This window comes from Streptomyces sp. NPDC037083 (genome assembly GCF_055606485.1).
In genome coordinates this window covers 9,756-28,820 of sequence record NZ_JBVJSQ010000014.1, presented here as the reverse complement: position 1 = coordinate 28,820, position 19,065 = coordinate 9,756, and the positions used below count along the sequence as shown (strand labels likewise).

Annotated in this window: 15 protein-coding genes and 1 pseudogene; 9 read left to right on the top strand and 7 right to left on the bottom strand. The window is 68.7% G+C overall.

All coding sequences use genetic code 11. The annotated features are described in order from the left end of the window. Window positions 1-102: 102 nt before the first annotated feature. Window positions 103-786, bottom strand: a complete 684-nt coding sequence (locus ACZ7DE_RS31455; RefSeq protein ID WP_470767130.1) for a TetR/AcrR family transcriptional regulator — start codon at window positions 784-786, stop codon at window positions 103-105. Between the two features lie 186 nt (window positions 787-972). On the opposite strand from ACZ7DE_RS31455, the gene ACZ7DE_RS31450 reads away from it, so the two are divergent. Beyond that, window positions 973-2,091 (top strand): serine hydrolase domain-containing protein, encoded by a 1,119-nt coding sequence (locus ACZ7DE_RS31450; protein WP_470767128.1) that lies wholly within the window; start codon window positions 973-975, stop codon window positions 2,089-2,091. A gap of 134 nt (window positions 2,092-2,225) precedes the next feature. Continuing rightward, window positions 2,226-2,579 carry a hypothetical protein gene (locus ACZ7DE_RS31445; RefSeq protein ID WP_470767126.1) on the top strand — a complete coding sequence of 118 codons (354 nt, stop codon included), beginning with the start codon at window positions 2,226-2,228 and terminating at the stop codon, window positions 2,577-2,579. A 120-nt stretch (window positions 2,580-2,699) separates the two neighbouring features. On the opposite strand, the gene ACZ7DE_RS31440 is transcribed toward ACZ7DE_RS31445, so the two are convergent. Continuing rightward, entirely contained in the window at window positions 2,700-3,425 is a 726-nt protein-coding gene (locus tag ACZ7DE_RS31440; RefSeq protein WP_470767124.1) for a hypothetical protein, read from the bottom strand. A 349-nt stretch (window positions 3,426-3,774) separates the two neighbouring features. Here ACZ7DE_RS31440 and ACZ7DE_RS31435 point away from each other — a divergent pair, with 349 nt between their 5' ends. From ACZ7DE_RS31435 to ACZ7DE_RS31425, 3 genes are all read left to right on the top strand, one after another. Continuing rightward, window positions 3,775-4,335: a snapalysin family zinc-dependent metalloprotease gene (locus ACZ7DE_RS31435; RefSeq protein WP_470767122.1), complete on the top strand. Its 561-nt coding sequence runs from the start codon at window positions 3,775-3,777 to the stop codon at window positions 4,333-4,335. 279 nt (window positions 4,336-4,614) lie between these two features. Then, entirely contained in the window at window positions 4,615-4,854 is a 240-nt protein-coding gene (locus tag ACZ7DE_RS31430) for a DNA-binding protein (protein ID WP_470767120.1), read from the top strand. Between the two features lie 248 nt (window positions 4,855-5,102). Beyond that, window positions 5,103-5,819: an Lsr2 family DNA-binding protein gene (locus ACZ7DE_RS31425; RefSeq protein ID WP_470767118.1), complete on the top strand. Its 717-nt coding sequence runs from the start codon at window positions 5,103-5,105 to the stop codon at window positions 5,817-5,819. A 90-nt stretch (window positions 5,820-5,909) separates the two neighbouring features. Here the strand turns inward: ACZ7DE_RS31425 and ACZ7DE_RS31420 are convergent, their stop codons facing one another. Together ACZ7DE_RS31420 and ACZ7DE_RS31415 are read right to left on the bottom strand one after the other, a co-directional pair. Further along, window positions 5,910-8,231 (bottom strand): family 43 glycosylhydrolase, encoded by a 2,322-nt coding sequence (locus ACZ7DE_RS31420; RefSeq protein WP_470767117.1) that lies wholly within the window; start codon window positions 8,229-8,231, stop codon window positions 5,910-5,912. A 233-nt stretch (window positions 8,232-8,464) separates the two neighbouring features. Beyond that, window positions 8,465-10,771 carry an alpha-L-fucosidase gene (locus ACZ7DE_RS31415; RefSeq protein WP_470767115.1) on the bottom strand — a complete coding sequence of 769 codons (2,307 nt, stop codon included), beginning with the start codon at window positions 10,769-10,771 and terminating at the stop codon, window positions 8,465-8,467. 397 nt (window positions 10,772-11,168) lie between these two features. On the opposite strand from ACZ7DE_RS31415, the gene ACZ7DE_RS31410 reads away from it, so the two are divergent. The 3 genes from ACZ7DE_RS31410 (at window position 11,169) to ACZ7DE_RS31400 (ending at window position 16,739) form a co-directional block, all read left to right on the top strand. Then, on the top strand, window positions 11,169-12,608 hold the full coding sequence (locus ACZ7DE_RS31410; RefSeq protein ID WP_470767113.1) for an RICIN domain-containing protein: 1,440 nt from the start codon (window positions 11,169-11,171) through the stop codon (window positions 12,606-12,608). Between the two features lie 547 nt (window positions 12,609-13,155). Continuing rightward, window positions 13,156-15,108: an alpha-L-fucosidase gene (locus ACZ7DE_RS31405; RefSeq protein WP_470767112.1), complete on the top strand. Its 1,953-nt coding sequence runs from the start codon at window positions 13,156-13,158 to the stop codon at window positions 15,106-15,108. A 197-nt stretch (window positions 15,109-15,305) separates the two neighbouring features. Continuing rightward, window positions 15,306-16,739 carry a glycoside hydrolase family 43 protein gene (locus tag ACZ7DE_RS31400; protein WP_470767111.1) on the top strand — a complete coding sequence of 478 codons (1,434 nt, stop codon included), beginning with the start codon at window positions 15,306-15,308 and terminating at the stop codon, window positions 16,737-16,739. A gap of 289 nt (window positions 16,740-17,028) precedes the next feature. Here ACZ7DE_RS31400 and ACZ7DE_RS31395 read toward each other — a convergent pair whose 3' ends face one another. The 3 genes and pseudogenes from ACZ7DE_RS31395 to ACZ7DE_RS31385 form a co-directional block, all read right to left on the bottom strand. Next, window positions 17,029-17,322, bottom strand: coding sequence for a hypothetical protein (locus tag ACZ7DE_RS31395; protein WP_470767109.1), 294 nt, complete (start codon window positions 17,320-17,322; stop codon window positions 17,029-17,031). Window positions 17,323-17,351: 29 nt separating this feature from the next. Beyond that, window positions 17,352-17,777 carry a VOC family protein gene (locus ACZ7DE_RS31390; protein ID WP_470767108.1) on the bottom strand — a complete coding sequence of 142 codons (426 nt, stop codon included), beginning with the start codon at window positions 17,775-17,777 and terminating at the stop codon, window positions 17,352-17,354. A gap of 37 nt (window positions 17,778-17,814) precedes the next feature. Then, window positions 17,815-17,996 (bottom strand): annotated as a pseudogene (locus ACZ7DE_RS31385) (transposase); the annotation flags it as partial. Window positions 17,997-18,605: 609 nt separating this feature from the next. Between ACZ7DE_RS31385 and ACZ7DE_RS31380 the strand changes: the two are divergent. After that, on the top strand, window positions 18,606-19,065 hold a 460-nt coding region (locus ACZ7DE_RS31380; protein WP_470767107.1), incomplete at its 3' end, for an ALF repeat-containing protein.

Genomic DNA, 19,065 nt, shown 5'->3' with positions numbered 1-19,065 from the left:
GCTGTGGCCCGGGGGCAGCCAACTCCCTGCGGCCCGCGTGCAGTCGACGACGTCCCGGTAGTGCCGGCGTGGGTCGATCGACCGTGGTGTGCGCTTGGCGCGTCAGTCGGCTCGACGGCCGCTCGACCGGCTCGTGCTGATCGAAGCTTCGATGTGGGCGAGTTGGGCGGCGAGGATGTCCTCGAACGCGGCGCTCCGGTCCGCGCCGAGGGGACGGACGTCCCGGGCGAAGTGGGCCAGCGCGGGGAACCGTTCGGGATCGGCGCCCAGTACCGCCACGCGGAACAGCTCCATGCCCTGTTCGTGCTCTTCCGGGGTGACCGCTTCGGCCCCGGCCTCAGCCGCGATCAACGCGGCGATGAGGACCGCGATGCGGTGGTACCGCGCCGGGATCTCCTCGTCGGGCAGTCCCGAGGCGCGGAGCGCCTGCAGGACCTCCTCCATGACCATCCGGGACCCGGTGCCGCTCGACGCGTAACGTCCCCAGACCGCGGCGAGTTGGGGCTGTCGGCCGAAGGCGTCTCGCACGCGCAGGGCCAGGGCCGTGATGCGCTGTTTCCAGTCGCCCTCGGCGCGGTGGCCGTCCATGGCGGCCAGGAGAATGCGGTCGGCGACCGCGCGCAGCAGTTCGGTCTTGCTGCGGAAGTGCCGGTAAAGGCTGGAGGAATCGGTCCCGAGGACCGCGGCCAGCTTGCGCACGCTGAACGAGTCCGCGTCGCTCGTACGCAGCAGCTCCGCCGCCGCGTCCAGGATCTCGTCGGTCGCCCAACGCCTTCGGCCAGTCATCTCGCTCCTCCCGCCGGATCTCAGCCTAACCTATGCACTTGGCGTTGCACGCACCGCGTGCATAATGAGGACATGAGGGTGCCGGGCAGCGCGACCACGAGCGGGCCGGCATGACACTCGTGCCCTGCCATCCCCGGCCGGCGAACCGCGATGCGCTCGCCCCGGGAATTCGAAAGGACGCATGACGTGAAGAACCCACTGGATTCCGCGGCACTGAACGCGGCCGTCGAAGCCGTCCACCAGGCCGGAATGCCGGGCCTGTTCGCCGAGGTGCGAGACGGCGACCAGGTCTGGAGCGGTGCCGCCGGCGTCGCCGATGTCGCCACCGGCCGCCCGGTCACCGCCGGCATGCGCCACCGCGTCGGCAGCATCACCAAGACCTTCACCGCGGCCGCGGTGCTACAGCAGGTCGAACGCGGACGGATCGATCTCGACACACCGATCGGCCACTACCTGCCGGAGCTGGTCCCGGGACGACGCGGCCACGCCATCACGGTCCGCATGCTGCTCAACCACACCAGCGGCCTCGCCGAGTACCTGCCGTACGCCTACCCTTCCCTGAAGGCGTACCCCGTCCTCGCCGACACCGGCCCCCAGAGCCTGGACGACCACCGGCTCACACGGTTCGACCCCACCGACCTGATCGGGATGGGAGTCGGCGCACAGGCCGTAGGCGCCCCGGGCGACACACCGGGGGTCTACTCCAACACCAACTACCTGCTCCTCGCCCAACTCCTGCAGCAGGCGACCGGCGCCACGGCCGAGCAGTGCATCACGCACGACGTCATCGAGCCCGCCGGCCTCCGGGACACCGAATTCCCCGCCGGGCCGGACGTCACCGGGCCGCATTCACGGCTCTACGAAGCATGGTTCGGCATGATCGACCCGCCGCGCGACTACAGCGTCTACGACATGTCGTGGGTGGGACCGTCGGCCTCGCTGATATCGACCGTAGCCGACGTCAACCGGTTCTACCGCATGCTGCTGACGGGGGAGATCGTCAGCCCGTCGTCGCTGGCGCAGATGCAACGCACCGTCCCGGTCGTCTCCCAGGAGGGGAAGACGATCGACTACGGCCTCGGCCTGCACCCGGTGGAGGGCCCCGGCCAGTCCACCTTCTGGGGCCACGGCGGCACGGTCTGGGGCGGTGGAGCACTGGCCATGACCCGATCCGACGGCCGGCGACAGCTGGCGGTCGCGGTGAACATGCAGAGGTGGAACAGGCTCGACTCCACCGGCAGGCCGCAATCCCACCCCATCGACGAAGCCCTGGCCACGTTGTATCGCGTGGCGATGCACGGCTGACCGCGCCGACGCCACGAATCCCAGGGGCCGGAGGGCCGCACTTTCCGATCCCACCCTCGACATGACACCTGTCATGCGCAACACCGGACGGCCGGCACTGCAGCCCGCATCACGCCGTCAGTACGTTACTTCCCATGACGAAGAACAACGGGGAGAGCCCGCAGAAGACCGACGTCAAGGTGAGCCTGATCGGCGGTCACCGCCTGGCGGGAGCCACGCTCCACGACCGGACGGTCACCGCCTCGCTCATCGGCGGCGCGGACATCGACCTGACGGACATCGACATCCCCGACGACGCCGAGCTGCGCATCACCAAACTGAGCCTGATCGGGGGCGTCAGCCTCAAGGTCCGCCGCGACGTCAGGGTGGGGGTCCGCGGGCTGCGTCTGGGCGGAGTCAATGACGACGGCCCGAGCCGGCCGGGCGGCCCGACGGTGCGGATCAACGCCTGGGGCCTGGTCGGCGGCGTCACCGTCCACCGCCCGTAGTGCGCTGACGTCTCCTTCCCGTCCGCGTTCAAGACCGGCCCGGCCGGATGCCGGGCCCGCGGCGGCGAACAGCCCTCCCCCGCGGCGGGTTGAACGGGCAAGCCCCATGCCGCGAGAGGCTCACGCCTCCTGCAAATCGCACCACCATGTCCCCAGGTCGCCGTCGTCGGAGGACTCCACGGGGACCGCGTAGGGCGATCGTTGGGCGACGGGCAGGGCACCTGTGCGGCGGACGACGGCGCGCAGGTCCCGCACGGCGGGCATGCCGGCGAGTTCGGCAACGTCGAAGAGGCAGCAGCCTGCCGGGCCGCCGAGAAGGGTGTCGCAGCCGAACCCGTACCACGTTCCGATGAGTTCACGGTCGCCCTCCTCCTCTGCGGCGACGGCGACCTCGCGGACGACCTCGATCAACCGGACTCGGCGGGGCAAGTTGGCGTCGAGACCGTGGAGTTCACCGACTGTGGCCATGCGCTGCCACAGTCCGGTGCCGGCGTCGCAGTAGAGGAACGGCGGTTCGACGTAGCCGTCTTCGAGCCAGGACGCGTAGCCGTCGAAGTCCGGGGCGTCCTCGTCGAAGGTGCGAAGCCCGGTGAACTCCGTCAGCGCGTCGAAGTACGAGGACCGCTCGGCGTAGTCGGGGTGCCGGGAGACCGGAAAGCGGTAGGTGTACCCGCGCCGCAGCAGGATGTCCATCACTCGGAAATGTGTGAACGAGCAGTCGTACCCGGCCTGGAAGTCGTACAGCGCCGCGAACCAGTCCCGCACGCGTGGGTCGCCCACCTGGGCATGACCGTCCAGAACGCGAATCGAGTCCGCGACCAGGTCCTCGATCAGATGCTCGGACATGGGTATCCCCCTCCTCCAACCGACGACAATCTCCGCCCCCGCCGGGCCCCATGCGACCAAAGGCGCCCGTGCCCGGATGAGGCACGACTGGCCACCGGACCACGGGCTCTCGCCCCAGGTCCGCACGACGCTCACGTGCACGGACGCGCCGCGTTCAAGCAGTCGCCACCGACACAGTCCCCGCCGGCGACCCTGCGACGCGATTGCGCGATTGCGCGCTAGAGCGGTCGCCGAGGGCATGGCCGGCTCGGGGTACGGCACATCGACGGATTCGCCCGCGCCCCGGTTGGGCAGGGGACTCCCAGAATGTCATGAGCACGACTGCCCTTCCCCCACAAGGAGGTCGATCATGCACGTCCGTACGATCACCGGCGGCCTCGCCGCTGCCTGTCTGATGTCGCTGGCCCTGGCAGGCGGTCAGGCCGCAGCCGCCCCCCACACCGCGAACGCCCCGGCAGCCGCCCGTGTCCTCACCTATGACGCCGGCGGCTCCGCGGAGTTCCGGAACGCCGTCGACCGGGGCGCGGCGATATGGAACGAAAGCGTCGACGCCGTGGAACTCCGTCCCGCCGGCGCCGGACAACGGGCGAACATACGGGTCCTCGCGGACAACGGCTGGCCGCGCGCCCTGCCCACCACCCTGGGCAGCGGCACGGTGTACATCGGACGCCAGGCCGTCGACCAGGGCTACGACACGGTCCGCATCTCCGCGCACGAACTCGGCCACATCCTGGGTCTGCCGGATCGCAAACCGGGTCCGTGCTCGAGCCTGATGTCCGGTTCCAGCGCGGGCACCGCGTGCACGAACCCGTACCCGAACTCCGCGGAGAAGGCGGAGGTCGAGGGGAACTTCGGCGGCGCCCTCCTCGGCCGAGCCCCAGCGGCGCGCCCCGGGGCGACAGTGGACTGACGCGTGCCGCGCCGCAGACGCCCGGTGGAGGTTCGAGGCAGGTGGTTCACGTCCGACCGCAGGACACTCCATCCTCAGGTCGGCCCGCGGTCGCATGGCGACGGCCGCGTCACGGGCCGTGGACCTAACCACCGGGCTGTCTGCGGCATGTGCACATCGGGCGTCGGCGCCATGGCCGCCGCCCAACTCACAGGGACAGAAGGCGGCCGCGTGATGGACGAAGGGCACCGACCTGGGTGGTCGTGGTCGCGGAGCAAGCGTGGCTACCCTCTCCTCAAGGTGGACTCCGTCGAGGACGACGCCTGGATGAGCCAGCCAGAGGCCGCCCGCCACTTGGGCGTCTCGCTCAGCCGGGTCGGGATGCTCATCGCCAACCGTCGTCTGACACCGGCGCAGAACCCGGCCGGCCAGGCTGGAGTCACCACCGCCAGCGTTCAAGCCGAGGAATCCTGGCGAGCGCACGCAACGAAACGGGCGAAGCTCATCCGCCTCCTGAAGGACACGATCAACTGGTTCTGATCACTGATCCACACGTCTCGACGACGGCTCCCACGGCACTCAGAGCCCAGGGCACGACACCTCAAGGGCAGTGCGGCAGCCACTGTCAGTGGTTCCGCATACGGTTCTCCAATGGATCACCAGCGGTCGTCGCCTCGCCACGAGGACAACGTCACAGGCCGGGAGACCGGGCAACGCTCCCTGCGCGCCAGCGACATGGGTGGGCGTGCTCCACGTATGTGCTCATCCTGCCCGGGTGGAGATCACACGTGAGCGAAAGTCCGATGCACGAGGCAGGAGACGTACGAGAGGCGTGGGGCAGGGTAACCGCGTGGCTTGAACGGAACGCTCCTGACGCTCACGCTGCGCTCGGCGGCCCGGGGAGCCATGCGGCCATCGACGAAGCCGAACGGCACATGGGTCTGACGCTGCCGGCGGAGATGCGGCAGTGGCTGCTGGCGAACGACATCGATGCCGGCAGGCAACCCGATGCCCGATCGTGTCTGGTGGCGCTGGGCTGCGAGGTAGCGGCCATCCCCGGCGGTCATCTCCTTCTTGGCCTGACGGATATCCAGCGGGTCTACCTCAGCCAGATGGCCTTGGAAGAGATGCAGCCGTCCACAGACGTCGGCCATCCGTTCTGGCGTCGTGAGTGGGTGCCGATCGCCGCGGAGCGCGACGGTCTCTTCGGAACGTTTCTGGACACGCTCGACGGAACCATCGGAACGTGGGCTGAAGCGTACGGTCCAGAAGAGGGCGTGTACGCCTCGTTGTTCGCCTTCTTCCAAGAGACGGCGGACCGGTTGGAAGGGGTCACATCGGGAGACCGGAGAGGGCCCGGCAAGTCCGCTGGACCCCGTGAGCTCGAACCCCGTTCGGAAGATGAGCCGATACGCCTCTGGGCACGCTCCAACGGCTATCTCGTCAATGATCGTGGGCGTATCCCTGCGGCCATCCGCGAGGCTTACGGGGCATCACAGCGGTGAGCACCAGATCGAGTGGTCCGCCCCACGGCGGCAGCCGTCCGTCCCGCACGGTGTTGCCGTGCGGCACGGACGGGCAGCGAGGGAACGCGATCAGGTCCAGGGGCCGACAGCCCTGAAGGAACTGTCTGCGCGGAAGGTGGCGTTGTCCTGGTAGGGGTCGATACGCAGCTCGTAGTTGTAATGGCGGAGGTAGCGGCCGGGGTAGTTGTACGACTCCAGGCTGACCGCGTCGGTGGCCGAACCGGGGCGGGCGCAGTAGGTGGCGTCGCTGTTGAAGGTCGTCGAGCCGTCGTTCGCGTCGAAGCGGATCCGGTAGTCCTTGTGGCGCAGGTAGCGGCCGGACGAGTCGCGGAACGAGTAGCAGGTGGGGTCCGCCAGGCCGGGGACGACGGTGAAGGTGGCGCTCTGCTTGACCGCCGTGGTGCTGGAGGAGGTCACCGGGTCGAGGTAGCCGAGGCTGTCGGAGCGGACGACGGCGTAGCGGCCGGTGTAGTTGACCGACTGCAGCGAGCGGGTGGTGTTCGTCGGCAGACTGGGGAGCGGGGCGATGCTGCTCAGGGTGGGGACGACCTTCTTGATCAGGCCGCTCGAGTCGAACTCCAGCTTGTCGATGGTGGTTTCGCGGTGGGTGCCGTCACCGCCGGGGATGGCGAAGCGGTGGTAGGCGATGTACCAGTCGTCGGTGTTGGGCACGTGCACCACGGAGTGATGGCCGGGGCCCTTGATGCCGAGGGTGAGGTCCTTCTCCAGGAGCACGCCCCGGTTGGTCCAGGGACCGGTCGGCGAGGAGCCGGTGGCGTAGGCGACCCGGTAGTTCTCGTCGCGTGTGTCGCCCTCCGACCACATGAAGTAGTAGGTGCTGTTGCGCTTGATGACGAAGGTGCCCTCGGTGTAGCCGCTGGGGGTGATGTTGGTGACCTTGGAGGCGTCGAAGGAGACCATGTCGTCGTTCAGGGGGACTACGTACGCCCGGCCGTTGCCCCAGTACAGGTACTGTTTTCCGTCGTCGTCGGTGAAGACCGCCGGGTCGATCATCTGGCCGGTGTAGGCGCCGCGGGCGATCAGGGGCTTTCCGAGCGGGTCCCTGAACGGGCCGGTGGGTGAGTCGGAGACCGCGACGCCGATGTTCGTGTCGGCGGAGTAGTAGAGGTAGTACTTCCCGTTCCTCGCGGCCACCGTCGGGGCCCAGGCCCGGGTGTCGGCCCAGTTGACGTCGGGTCCGAGGTCGAGGATGACGCCGTGGTCGGTCCAGTGGACCAGGTCCTTGGAGGAGTACGCCTTGAACTGCGTGCCGCTCCAGCCCGCGAAGCCGTCGGTGGTCGGGTAGATGTAGTAGGTGTCGCCGAAGCGGACGATGTTCGGGTCGGCGGTGAGCCCCGGCAGGACCGGGCTCTTCATGATCAGCGCCTCGACGGTCCAGGTGCGCTTCGCGCCGTCGGAGCCGGTCACCTCGTAGGTGAGCGGCTTGGTGAAGTCTCGCGCGGTGCCGGAGGCCGGGCTGATGGACGCGCCGGCCACGAGGGTGAACTGCGGCGCGAGCGCGGTGAGGTCGGTGCCCTCGGTCAGGGGGAGGGTGATCTTGCTGTGGGCGTCGTCGACGATGGCGTCGATCTTCAGCGCGGGGTGGGTGGCCCTGGTGATGCCCGTGGTGTTCCCGCTGAGTTGGACGACCTCGCCGGGAGCCAGCGCGCGGTTGTAGACGCGGAAGTCGCGGATCTTGCCCTTGAAGAGCTTGTCGCCGATGTAGAGCGACTTGCCGATGTAGTTGGCCGTGGTGGCGCCGGACCCGATGGAGCCTGGGGTGATGGTGACCGAAGTGTTGTGGGCCACCTCCACGCCATCCTGGTAGAGGATTCCCGTGGTGCCGGTCTGGGTGTAGGTGACGTGCTTCCAGACCGAGCGCGGCAGCGCCGAGGAGGTCCGGGTGTTCTGCTCGGTGGTCCAGTTCCCGGGTGCGATGCCGGTCCGGAACGAGTCTCCGGTGGTGAACAGATACCCGTTGCCACTGCCGTTGGCGGTGTTGCCGAATCCGTAGAGGAAGTACGGCGTGCTCTGGGTGGCGTCGATCTGCACGTCCATGGCGACGGTGATCGAGTTCATGCCGCTCATGATGTTGTCCGGCACCTTGATGTAGGTGCTCGACCCGTTGAACGAGAGCCCTTCCCCGGCACCCGACCAGTTCGCGGTGCCGTTGACGGTGCCGTCCCGGCCGTGGCCCGAGGCGTCCGTCGCCACGGTGCCCGACGTGGCGTCGAGTTTGTACCAGAGAGCCAGGCCGTCGGTGATCTCCGTCGCCCGGGCGGGGGCCGCCTGGCCGACGACGCCGGCCAGGAGCGAGGCGACGGCGAGCGCGACGGCGGCCAGGGCACCCGGCCGGAATCTCCGGCGGTCCCGAGGTCTCACGCTGTGCATGGGTTCACATCCTTGAAGAAGACTTGGATGCCGATGACGTAGGTGTGTGCATCGGCTCCGTCGATCGGTGGCCGGACGGGCTTGGCCGCGGTCCGATGCCGGCGCGCTCTTCCACGGGCTCGCGCCTCGGCCGGCTCGACCGTCCGTCGAGGTGAGAGCGCACTGGGGTGGGAAGAGGGGCCGAGGACCAGGGGGCCGCGCCGCAGTGGCACGGCCCCCTGGCCGGCACCCCGTCACAGGGCGATGAGCTGCCAGTCCTGGTTCGATCCATCGGTGATGGGCCACTGGATGATCTTGACGCCGTCCGTGGTGGCGGCGTCCTTGACGTCGGCGCACCATCCGTTGCGGACGTTGACGAGCCGGTAGTAGCCGTTGGTCTGCGAGGGGACCAGCTTCCACCACTGGTTGTCGCCGCCGTCGTCGGTCGACTGATCGAGGGCCGCGCCCTTGACGGAATCGTCCGGACTCTCCAGGACCTTGCCGCTGCGCACGTTGAACAGCCGGTAGGAGCCGTCGGCGTTCGGCAGCAGCTTCCACTGCTGGTTGGTGCCGCCGGTCGAGGGCCACTGGATGATGAAAGCCCCGTCGGCGCTGGAGGCGTCGCTGACGTCCATGACCTTGCCGCTCTTGCGGTTCACCAGCCGGAAGGTGCCCAGGTCCGCGGTGAAGGGCCGGTCGTAGATCTCCAGGTTGCGGATGGACGCCCAGACCCCGGCGGGCAGACCGGTGACCGTCACCCGTACGTAGCGCGCCTGGGCGCTGAGTACGAGGGTCTGCACCTGGCTGGTGCTGGTGGTGCCGGTGCGGTCGGCGAGGGTGGTCCAGGTGGCGTTGTCCGTGGAGCCCTCGACGCGGTAGCGGTAGTTCGTGGCGTCCAGCTCCCACGCGATGCGGGCGCCGGTGAGTGACTTGACGGCTCCCAGGTCCACCTTGAGCCCGTTCCCGGTGTTGCCGTTGTTGGCGCACCAACGGGTGGCGGTGGAGCCGTCCACGGCCTTGGCCGCGGTGTTGCCCTTGGACGTCTCCTCGCTGGCGGCGGTGGCGGTCCTCCCCACGGCGATGTCGGCGGGCTGCACGGCCCGGTCCAGGGTCACGCCGACCACGCTGTCCTCGGGGATGCGGGTCCGGTTGATCCCGGTGATCGTCACCTTGCCGTCCGAGCCGGCCGAGTAGGGCAGGTCGGTGCCCGAGGCCACGTCGAAGACCCGCGTGACCTGGGCGTCCCCTATGGACGGGGTGGTGAACGAGGTGCCGCTGTAGCCGGGCAGCAGGTGGACGTAGAAGGTGCTGCCCTTGTACGTGTAGCCGTACTTGCCGTCGGCGGGCTGCCAGGGGCCGCCGCTGGTGCCGTAGACGGCCTCGCCGCAGGTGGTCATGAAGGAACCGATCCGGCGCACCAGGTCGGCCTGGGCGGTGGGGACCACGCCGGTGCGGTCCGGTCCGACGTTGACCAGGCAGGTCATGTTCCGCACCCAGGCGTTGGCCAGGATGTTCATGGCCGTGCCGAAGCCCATCACGCTCGCGCCGGCCTTGTACCCCCAGGCGCCGCCGATGGTGAAGCACTTCTCCGCGACGCGTGCGGTGCGGATCGCGCCGGAGGGCACGGAGGGGCCCTCCTCGCTGGTGAAGTCGCCGATCCAGCCCGAACGCAGGGTGGTGACGATGTCCGGCTGGTGCTTGCGTACCAGCCCGGTCAGGCCGAGCGCCTTGCCGGTGGCGGGATCGGTCTCGCTGTAGGCGGAGTCCACCGGCCACTCGTTCGCCGGATCACGGAACTTGCCCGGCTCCCAGAAGAAGGCGGCGGCCGCGTCGGAGCCCTGCTGGCCGAGCCAGCCGCCGTCCCACCACAGGTCGTCGATCTTGCCGTACTGGGTGACCAGTTCCCTGACCTGCTGGTACAGCTCGTTCTTCATAATCCGCGCGTTCTCCTTGTGCGCGGGATCGGTGACGTAACCCCACTTGTTGGGCAGGCAGTTGGTGCCGCGGACGTCGTAGTAGCCCGGGTAGCGCCAGCTCAGCGGCGAGATGTACAGCCCCACCTTCAGCCCGGCGTCGCGCACGGCGGTCACGTACCGGGCGATGAAGTCCTTCTGGAGCGGGGCCTGTCCGGCGTGCCAGGCGTTGGGATGGGTGGACGGCCACAGCGCGAAGCCGTCGTGGTGGCGGGCCGTGAGGACCGTGTACTTCGCGCCCATGTCCTTGGCCAACTGCGCCCAGTCGGCGGGGTTGTAGGCGCTGGCGGTGAACTGCTCGCCGGTGACGTCCGTGACGTACTTCTGGTAGTTCTCCGGAGTGATGGCGGCGTTCTCCATGTACCACTCGCCCTTGGCCGGGCCGGAGTAGACGCCCCAGTGGATGAACATGCCGAGCTTGGCATCCTGCAACCACTGGATCTTCTCGTTGGACTGTTGCTCGACGCCCATGTCGACCTTGGGGATCCGCAGGGGCGGGAGCGGCAGCGGCTCACCGCCGACGGTGGCGGCGCGGGCGGGGGCGGCCAGTGTGGGGGTGACGGCGGCGGCGACCGTCATGGCCGCCATACCGGCCAGCATCCTTCGTCGAGTGATCGGCTGTGACAAGGTCTTTCTCCTGACTGTCCACAAGACAGCACACAGGTGCTGCGGCTCAGCGTCGGGGCCGAACAGATCGGATGGGTCACCTCGGAGACGGCAAGACACAGGGGGAGCCGCACGGAGGCCTGTGTTTCACCCAGGTGACATCGGATGTATTAATCAGCAACGAACAGCGCTGTGTCTAGAGGGCTGTCGAAGTTCGCGCAAATCGAGAGCCCGAGCCCGAGAGAAGGAGAGCAGAGCCCTTGAGACATCCGATGTGTAGTGGTCCAGGGCGTTGACGAAGCTTCACTTCCCCCCTACCGTCCTCAAACGGAGTCGCACACAAACAAACAAATCACAAGCCTCCTTGAGGTGAATCCAGATGCTCCGTCGTGCCCTCACCCGTGTGTCGGCCGTCCTCCTGGGCGTGGCCGCCCTCCTTGTCAGCGGCTCCCCCGCCCAGGCGGCCACGGTCCTCATCACCAACGCCACGCAGTTCACCGACACCAACGGCGGCGTCATCCACGCCCACGGCGGCGGGGTGATCAAAGTCGGCTCCTACTACTACTGGTTCGGCGAGAACCGCAACGCCGACAACACCTTCCGGGCCGTCTCCGCCTACCGCTCGACCGACCTGAAGACCTGGGAGTTCAGGAACAACGTTTTGACCCAGGCCAGTGCGCCCGAGCTGGCCGTCGCCAACATCGAGCGGCCCAAGGTCATCTTCAACAGCACCACCGGCAAGTTCGTGATGTGGATGCACAAGGAGAACGGCACCGACTACAACCAGGCCCGCGCCGCCGTCGCCGTCTCCGACAGCATCGACGGCGACTACGCCTGGAAGGGCAGCTTCCGGCCGCCGAGCGGCACCACGTCCCGCGACATGACCCTGTTCAAGGACGACGACGGCACGGCGTACCAGATCACCTCCGCCGCCGGCAACGCCGACCTGCAGATCTGGAGACTCACCGCCGACTACACGGCCTACGCAGGACTGACCGCCAACCCGTGGCCCGGCACCTTCCGTGAGGCTCCGGCACTGTTCAAACGCAACGGCGTCTACTTCATGCTCACCTCCGGCAACAGCGGCTGGAAGCCCAACCAGCAGAAGTACGCCACCGCCACCGCCGTCGCCGGCCCCTGGACAGCCATGACCGACGTCGGCGACCCCACCGCCTACGGCTCCCAGACCACGTTCGTCCTGCCCGTCCAGGGTGCCTCGAGCACCTCGTACCTCTACATGGGCGACCGCTGGGGCAACTCCATGGGCGGCACGGTCAACGACTCCCAGTACGTCTGGCTCCCGCTGACCTTCCCCACCCGGACCACCATGAACCTGCCGTGGTACCCGCAGGTCGCCATCGACGCCGAGGCCGGAACCGTCACCGGGGCGGGCGGCGGCCCCTTCTACAACCTGGTGGCCCGCCACAGCACCAAGTGCCTCGACGTCTCCGACAACTCCGCCGCCGACGGCGCGGCCGCCCTCCAGTACACCTGCACCGGCGGCATCAACCAACAGTGGCGGTTGCAGGACGCGGGTGGCGGATACGTTCAGATCCTCGCCCAGCACAGCGGCAAGTGCCTGGACGTCGCGAACAACTCCACCGCCGACGGCGCCTACGTCAACCAGTACCGCTGCGGCACCGGCACCAACCAGCAGTGGCAGTTCCAGGACCAGGGAGGCGGCTACTACCGGCTCGTCGCCCGCCACAGCGGCAAGTGCCTCGACGTGAAGGACGCTTCCACCGCCAACGGCGCCCGCCTCATCCAGTGGCCATGCGGCACCGGCACCAACCAGCAGTTCCAGCGGCGCACGGCGTGACGCCCGTTCGGCCGCGGACGACACAGTCCGCGGCCGGACGAGACCATGCAGGCGATCGCGGCCGCCCACGCCTGCCGCCCTTGTCTGCCACCCACGCCTACCGCCCTTGTCTGCCACCCGCGTCTGCCGCCCTCCTGCCGCCCGCGCGGCCGGCGCCCGGCCCGAACCGCGCCCTGCCCGGGGACGCGGGTCAAGCCACGCGAATCAGGCCGGCGAGGACGACGTGCGTGGTTCGCCTTCGCTCGAGCCCTTCGGCGATACACCTCCTACGTATCGAGCCGCTCGCCCCGATGCTCGCACACCCTCGCGAGCCGGAACTCCTATTTTGGTCTGGCTGTTTCTGTCACGACCCTAGACAGGCCACCGACCGGTCACCGTTAATACATCCGATGTTGCCTCATCGAAGACACCCCTGACCGCCCCTCGCCCACCAGCCGCAACATCCCGCCGCATCCCCGCATCCCCGCATCCCACCCTCAGGCTGCCGCCGACCGTCCCCACCACGTCCTCACCGCAAGCAATGCCGCCCGATCCACAGGAATGAGCCATGTCCTCACCACGAATGTCTCGCCGTACGTTCCTCGGCGCGGCGGGTGCGGCTACCGCCGCGACCGCGCTGCCGCTCGTCCCCGGCTTCTCCGGCCTTCTGTCGCAGGCGCAGGCCGCGGACACGCAGACCAACCTGAGCAAGCTGGCCGACATGCGGTTCGGCATGTTCAACCACTTCAGCCTGGGCACCTTCACCAACGAGGAATGGGCGGAACCCAACCAGAGCCCCACCCTCTTCGCTCCCCCGAGTGTCAACTGTGCACAGTGGGCGGACGCGGCGGCCGCGGCGAAGATGAGCTACGGCATCCTGACCACCAGGCACCACGACGGCTTCGCCCTGTGGCCGAGCGCCCACGGCACCCAGAACGTCGCGAACAGCTCCTACAAGCACGACGTCGTCCAGGCGTACTGCGACGCCTTCCGCGCGAAGGGGCTGAAGGTCGGGCTCTACTACTCCGTCTGGGACCGCACTTTCGGCGTCGAGGCATGGGAGAGCCGGCACAAGGTGTCCGGGCTCCAGATCACCGACGCCATCCAGCCCAAGCACATGACCTTCGTCCTCGGACAGCTCCGCGAGCTGCTCACCAACTACGGCACCATCGACATACTCATGACCGACGGTTACGCCTGGCAGATGGGGCAGCAGGCCGTCTCCTACCAGCAGATCCGTTCGCTGGTGAAGGAACTGCAGCCGGACTGCGTCATGATCGACCTCGGCGCGCTGTCGGAGCCCTTCCTCGGCGACGCGATCTTCTTCGAGGAGCCGATGGGCATCACGGCGCCGGCGGGCAACACCTACGCCGCTACGCAGGGGCAGACCATCAGCAACGGCTGGTTCTGGCACCCCTCCACCCCGACCGAGAGCCTCCTGAGCAAGTCCGCGATCCTCTCGCACCTGGCCGACCTGGAACCGAAGTACACCTCGTTCATCCTCAACTGCCCGCCCAACCGCAACGGCCTGCTGGACACCAACGTCGTCAACCGGCTGGCCGAGGTCGGCGCGGCCTGGAGTCCCAACACCTCCAGACCGCCGCTGCCCACCCAGCCGCTGCGCGCCGAGCACCCCGTCACACCGGTCAACGCGTACGCCACCGGCTTCCACACCGGCGAGGGCCCGTTCAACGCCATCGACGGCCTCAGCGACGCCGGCTACGAGACCTGCTGGTCGACCTGGGGGCTGCCGACGCCGCTGCCGCAGTCCATCACCATCGACCTCGGCGGCGTGTGGAGCAACGTCTCCACCCTGGAGTACCTGCCCAAGCAGTGGGGTCGCAACAACTCCACCGACGGCGACATCACTTCATACACCATCCTGACCAGCACCGACGGCATCACCTTCACCCAGGTCGCCACCGGCACCTGGGCCGGCAACAAGAAGGCGAAGCTGGCCGAGTGGCCCAACCGGAACGTGGGCTTCGTACGGATCCAGGCCAACGCGGCCACCGGCGGCTACGCCAACGTCAGCGGCGTCAGGATCGGCGGCCGGTCGATCAAGCCGGCGCTGGTGTCCACCGCACTGCCCGGCGATGCCACCGTCTACCGCCTGGTCGCCCGGCACAGCGGCCAGAGCGCCGACGTGGTGGACAGGCGCACCACCGACGGCACCAAGATCCAGCAATGGCCGGCACTCGACCAGACGAACCAGAAGTGGACCTTCGTCAAGACCGGCGACGGCTACTACAAGATCAAGGGTGTGGGCAGCGGCAAGCTCCTGGAGATCGGGGGTCTCTCCCGCGCGGACGGCGGTGCCGCCGGCATCTGGGGAGACGCCAGCGCCCCCCAGCAGCACTGGGCCGTCACGCCCACCGGTGACGGGCACTACTTCCTCGTCAACCGCTACAGCGGGCTCTCGCTCGCCGTGGACGAGGGCAGCACCGCGGGCGGAGCCGCCGTCGAGCAGCAGCCCTACACGTCACAGACCCACCAGCAGTGGCGGATCATCCCCGCCTGATCCCGACCTCCGTCCGACTCCTCCCCGGCCTGTTGTGAGGAGCGGCGGTGACGGTCCTCTGCGGGCGCGGGGCGCTCGGCCGCCCCGCGCCCGCAGAGCGCAAGCATGCCTGCCCCTCAGTGTCCGGCGGTACTTCGACGGGCTCCCCCCAAGACTTCACTCTCATCGAGGCACCCCCAGAAAGACAGGGAACGTACATGTCCGCTGTTCTCGCACGGCTGTCGGCGCTGTTCGTCGCCGCCTGCCTGTTGTTCACCGCCCAGGTCGTGACGGCCCCCGCACGCGCCGCCGCGGCCGATCCCGGATATCTGATGACGCACTTCATCGGGGACGGGGCGAACGGTCAGCAGATCTACTTCTCGTACAGCCCGGACGGTCTGCACTGGAACGACCTCAACGGCGGAGGGATGACCCTGCGCTCCACGGTCGGTACGCGCGGGGTGCGCGATCCTTCGCTGGTCCGCTCTCCCGACGGGAGCCGGTACTGGATCATCGCCACCGACCTGTGCATAGGCTGCGGCCAGTCGTGGCCGGACTCCATGTCCAACGGCAGCCGCAACCTCGTGGTGTGGGAGTCGACGGACCTGGTCACCTGGTCACAGCCGCGGCTGCTCAACGTCGCAGGCGCGATCCCCGACGGGCGCAACGCATGGGCGCCGGAAGCGATCTGGAACCCCGAGACAAACGACTACGTCCTGTACTGGGCCACCAACGCCACCCTCAACGGTGTGCTCAAGCACCGCATCTACTACGCCCGCACCAGCGACTTCCGCACCGTCACCACCCCGCAGCTCTACATCGAGCGCGCCGGCTCGCAGAACATCATCGACACCCAGATCGTCGAGGTGCCGGCCGGTGTCGGCGACTACCGCTACGTACGGGCCTCCGGCGACGGCCAGATCACCCTCGAGGGCAGCAACTCGATCCTCGGCACCTGGACCAACCTCGGTAACCTCTCCGGCATCGGCCTCACCGGCGCCCAGGTCGAAGGCCCGATGTGGATGAAGTTCCGCGACCGCAACGAGTGGACCCTCTACCTCGACCAGTACGCCTCCGGGCGCGGCTACATGCCGGTCGCGACGACCAACCCGTCCGTCCCCGGCACCTACAAGCTGCCGGCGTCGGGGAGTTACAGCTTGGGCCGCACCACCAAACGCCACGGCTCGATCCTGAACCTGACGGCCGCCGAGGACAGCCGCGTCCAGGCTCGCTGGCCGGACACCGCGATCAACCGGCTGCAGTCGTTCAACTACCAGGACCGGTACGTCCGGCACACCGACTTCGACGTGCGCATCGACCCCAACGTGAGCCCTGCCGACGACTCCCGGTTCCGGCTGCGGCCCGGCCTGACGGGCTCCGGCACCGTCTCCTTCGAGTCGGTCAACTTCCCCGGTTACTTCCTGCGGCACGCCGGATACGACTTCCAGCTCGTCCACAACGACGGCACCAGCCAGTTCGCCGCGGACGCCACCTTCCGCCAGGTCGCCGGGCTCGCCGACTCGACGTGGTCCTCGTTCCAGTCGTACAACTACCCGGACCGCTACATCCGGCACTACGCCTACGAACTGCGACTCGACCCGATCAGCAACGCGACGGGACGCAGCGACGCCACCTTCCGGGTGACGAGCTGACCTGACGGTGACGCCCCGCGGTCGGGGGCACCCGCACCGCTGAGCGAGGCCATCAGACGCCTGCCAAGGCGAAAAGTGCCGTGGCGGTGAGCGCCCGACGGCGAATGGCTGCGTCGGCGCGGCCGGTTGGCGAGCCGGCCGGAGCGGGCGGCACGGCGGACGGGACTCGGTGCGGTGGTGGGATCACCACCGCACCGAGTCCCGTCCGCTGATCGTGAGGAGCCGGGTGAGCGGCGACGTCGGCCGGGTGGCGCGGGCCGCCGCCCGGCACGGCCCGGGCTCCGTACTCTCAGGCGTTGGCCTGAGGACGCCAGGCCGCCCTCCGCGGAGCTGCGTGGTGCACGGGACCACGCGCCCGGGCAGCCTGCTGACGCCACAGCCACAGGGACGTCACGGACAACAGGCCGCTGAAGACCACCAGGAAGAGCACCGACACCCACATCTGGCGGCTTCCGGGGTCGTCCCACCCCACCAGCGCGGCCGAGACCGCCCACAGGACGGCACCCCCGGCGTAGAAGACGCGGATGCGGCGCAGTTGTCGCAGGGCTCGTACGGACTCGGCGTGATCGGTTTCCGGTGCCATGCCGACGCAGGTACCCCGATACGCACCCTCTAACGGCCCCCGGCCGACGTCTGGTCGTCGAGCTCGGTGAAGAGAGTCAGCTGAAGGGCTCCCGGTGCCTCGAGCCGCGAGTTGAGCGAGTTCCAGGGGGTGCGCGTCGGCTCGGCGACCACCTGGGCTCCGGCGGCGGCCAGCTTCGACGTGGCGGCGACGGAGTCGTCGACCTGGAACGCGACCCGGATGTGGCCGGCCACTCGCCGCCCGACCTCGACCTCGTCGATGAAGGCAGCGTGGTTCGGATCAGTCAGCTCCAGGGTGGCCCGGCCGGCGTCGAGGATGGTGACCCGTCCATCGGGAGAGGCGAACGCGCCGCGCTCGGTCAGGCCGAGGACGTCGCGGTAGAAGTGCAGCGCCGCATCGTAGTCGGCTGCCGTGACCACCAAGCGGAGTTCACGGACGGCGGGTTCGTCGGTCATGTCGGCTCCTCGGGATCTCGGGTACTGACTGATCGTTTCAGAATGAAGTTCGGATTCGTCTCAAGCAGATGACGCTGCAGTCGAGTTGGAGCAGGTTGAGGTGGATGTCGGCGTGTATCTCGTAGCGGATCCGTAGCCGCTTGAACTGGTAAGCCAGACGAAGGTCCGCTCGACGACCCAGCGGGTGCGGCCCAGGCCAGAGCCGTGGGCTGTGCCTTTGCCCCTGTGAGGGCCCGGACGTGGGAGCCGTCGATGGCCGCGTCGTCCATGTCCAGCAGGCCCGCGGCCCGCAGCGGGGCGGCGGGGAACGGGACGGACAGGGCGCCGGCGCCGAGCGTGATGGCGAGGACGGTGGGGACGGTCGCCGAGACATGGGTCGTGCGTGCGTAGCTCAAAGGCCCCTCCCAGGGAACCTTGCATGAACACGAGGTGGTGCGGCGCCGCTTTCGAGACCGGCGCTCTCACCGGAAGGTTGTACGGGTGACGGGCAGTCCAGCGCGTGTACGCCGACAACGACGGCAGCGATCTATCGGCCGCTGACCGTCAGTCAAGCCGACCCCGTCGCGCACCACCACACGCTCGGACCACACCACGACCGCCCCCAGGAATCGTCTCGCCCCGATCATGGCCCGACAGCCACGAGCCGCGCTCAAGGCCGCCCTTCTCGAAGGCGCGCCGCCATGGAACACCGGCCACGTCCGCGGCAACGGTGCCGGCGAACCCAGCGGGGCAACTGCCACTGTCAGACCCAGGTGGCAGCATCACCGAAGTGAACGCCCTGAGGCGTCCTCAACTCACCTCCGTAGCAAACGAAGAGGAGCATTCCCCTTGCGACTGCATCGCGTAGCGCCCGGCATTGCCGCGGGCATCCTCGCCCCGGCCCTCCTGCTCGCCACCCCGTCCTTCGCCGCCACGGCGGCACCGACCGCGGCGACGGTGCCCGCGGTGTCCTCGTCCGCGGACGAGCCGGACGCCGACGACCTGAGGGTGGCCATAGTCCGGATCCTCGCCGACCCGGACAGCGGCCGGCGGGTGACACGAGAAGCCAACGCCCTCCTGGACGCCAACGACTCCGACGCGATCCGCGCCTGGCTGGAGACCGGCTACCGCATCGCCCAGGCCGAGGACGACCGCGTCGCCATCACGCGCCTGCTCGCCGACCCCGACAGCGGCCGGCGCATCATCGCCGAGGTCAACGCCCTCCTGGACGCCAACGACTCCGACGCGATCCGCGCCTGGCTGGAGACCGGCTACCGCATCGCCCAGGCCGAGGACGACCGCGTCGCCA

Coding starts and splice junctions, on each gene's coding strand:
- ACZ7DE_RS31420 (WP_470767117.1), bottom strand. CDS start 8,231: ATGCACAGCGTGAGACCTCGGGACCGCCGGAGATTCCGGCCGGGTGCC.
- ACZ7DE_RS31440 (WP_470767124.1), bottom strand. CDS start 3,425: ATGTCCGAGCATCTGATCGAGGACCTGGTCGCGGACTCGATTCGCGTT.
- ACZ7DE_RS31405 (WP_470767112.1), top strand. CDS start 13,156: ATGTCCTCACCACGAATGTCTCGCCGTACGTTCCTCGGCGCGGCGGGT.
- ACZ7DE_RS31400 (WP_470767111.1), top strand. CDS start 15,306: ATGTCCGCTGTTCTCGCACGGCTGTCGGCGCTGTTCGTCGCCGCCTGC.
- ACZ7DE_RS31435 (WP_470767122.1), top strand. CDS start 3,775: ATGCACGTCCGTACGATCACCGGCGGCCTCGCCGCTGCCTGTCTGATG.
- ACZ7DE_RS31445 (WP_470767126.1), top strand. CDS start 2,226: ATGACGAAGAACAACGGGGAGAGCCCGCAGAAGACCGACGTCAAGGTG.
- ACZ7DE_RS31415 (WP_470767115.1), bottom strand. CDS start 10,771: ATGGCGGCCATGACGGTCGCCGCCGCCGTCACCCCCACACTGGCCGCC.
- ACZ7DE_RS31395 (WP_470767109.1), bottom strand. CDS start 17,322: ATGGCACCGGAAACCGATCACGCCGAGTCCGTACGAGCCCTGCGACAA.
- ACZ7DE_RS31455 (WP_470767130.1), bottom strand. CDS start 786: ATGACTGGCCGAAGGCGTTGGGCGACCGACGAGATCCTGGACGCGGCG.
- ACZ7DE_RS31410 (WP_470767113.1), top strand. CDS start 11,169: ATGCTCCGTCGTGCCCTCACCCGTGTGTCGGCCGTCCTCCTGGGCGTG.
- ACZ7DE_RS31390 (WP_470767108.1), bottom strand. CDS start 17,777: ATGACCGACGAACCCGCCGTCCGTGAACTCCGCTTGGTGGTCACGGCA.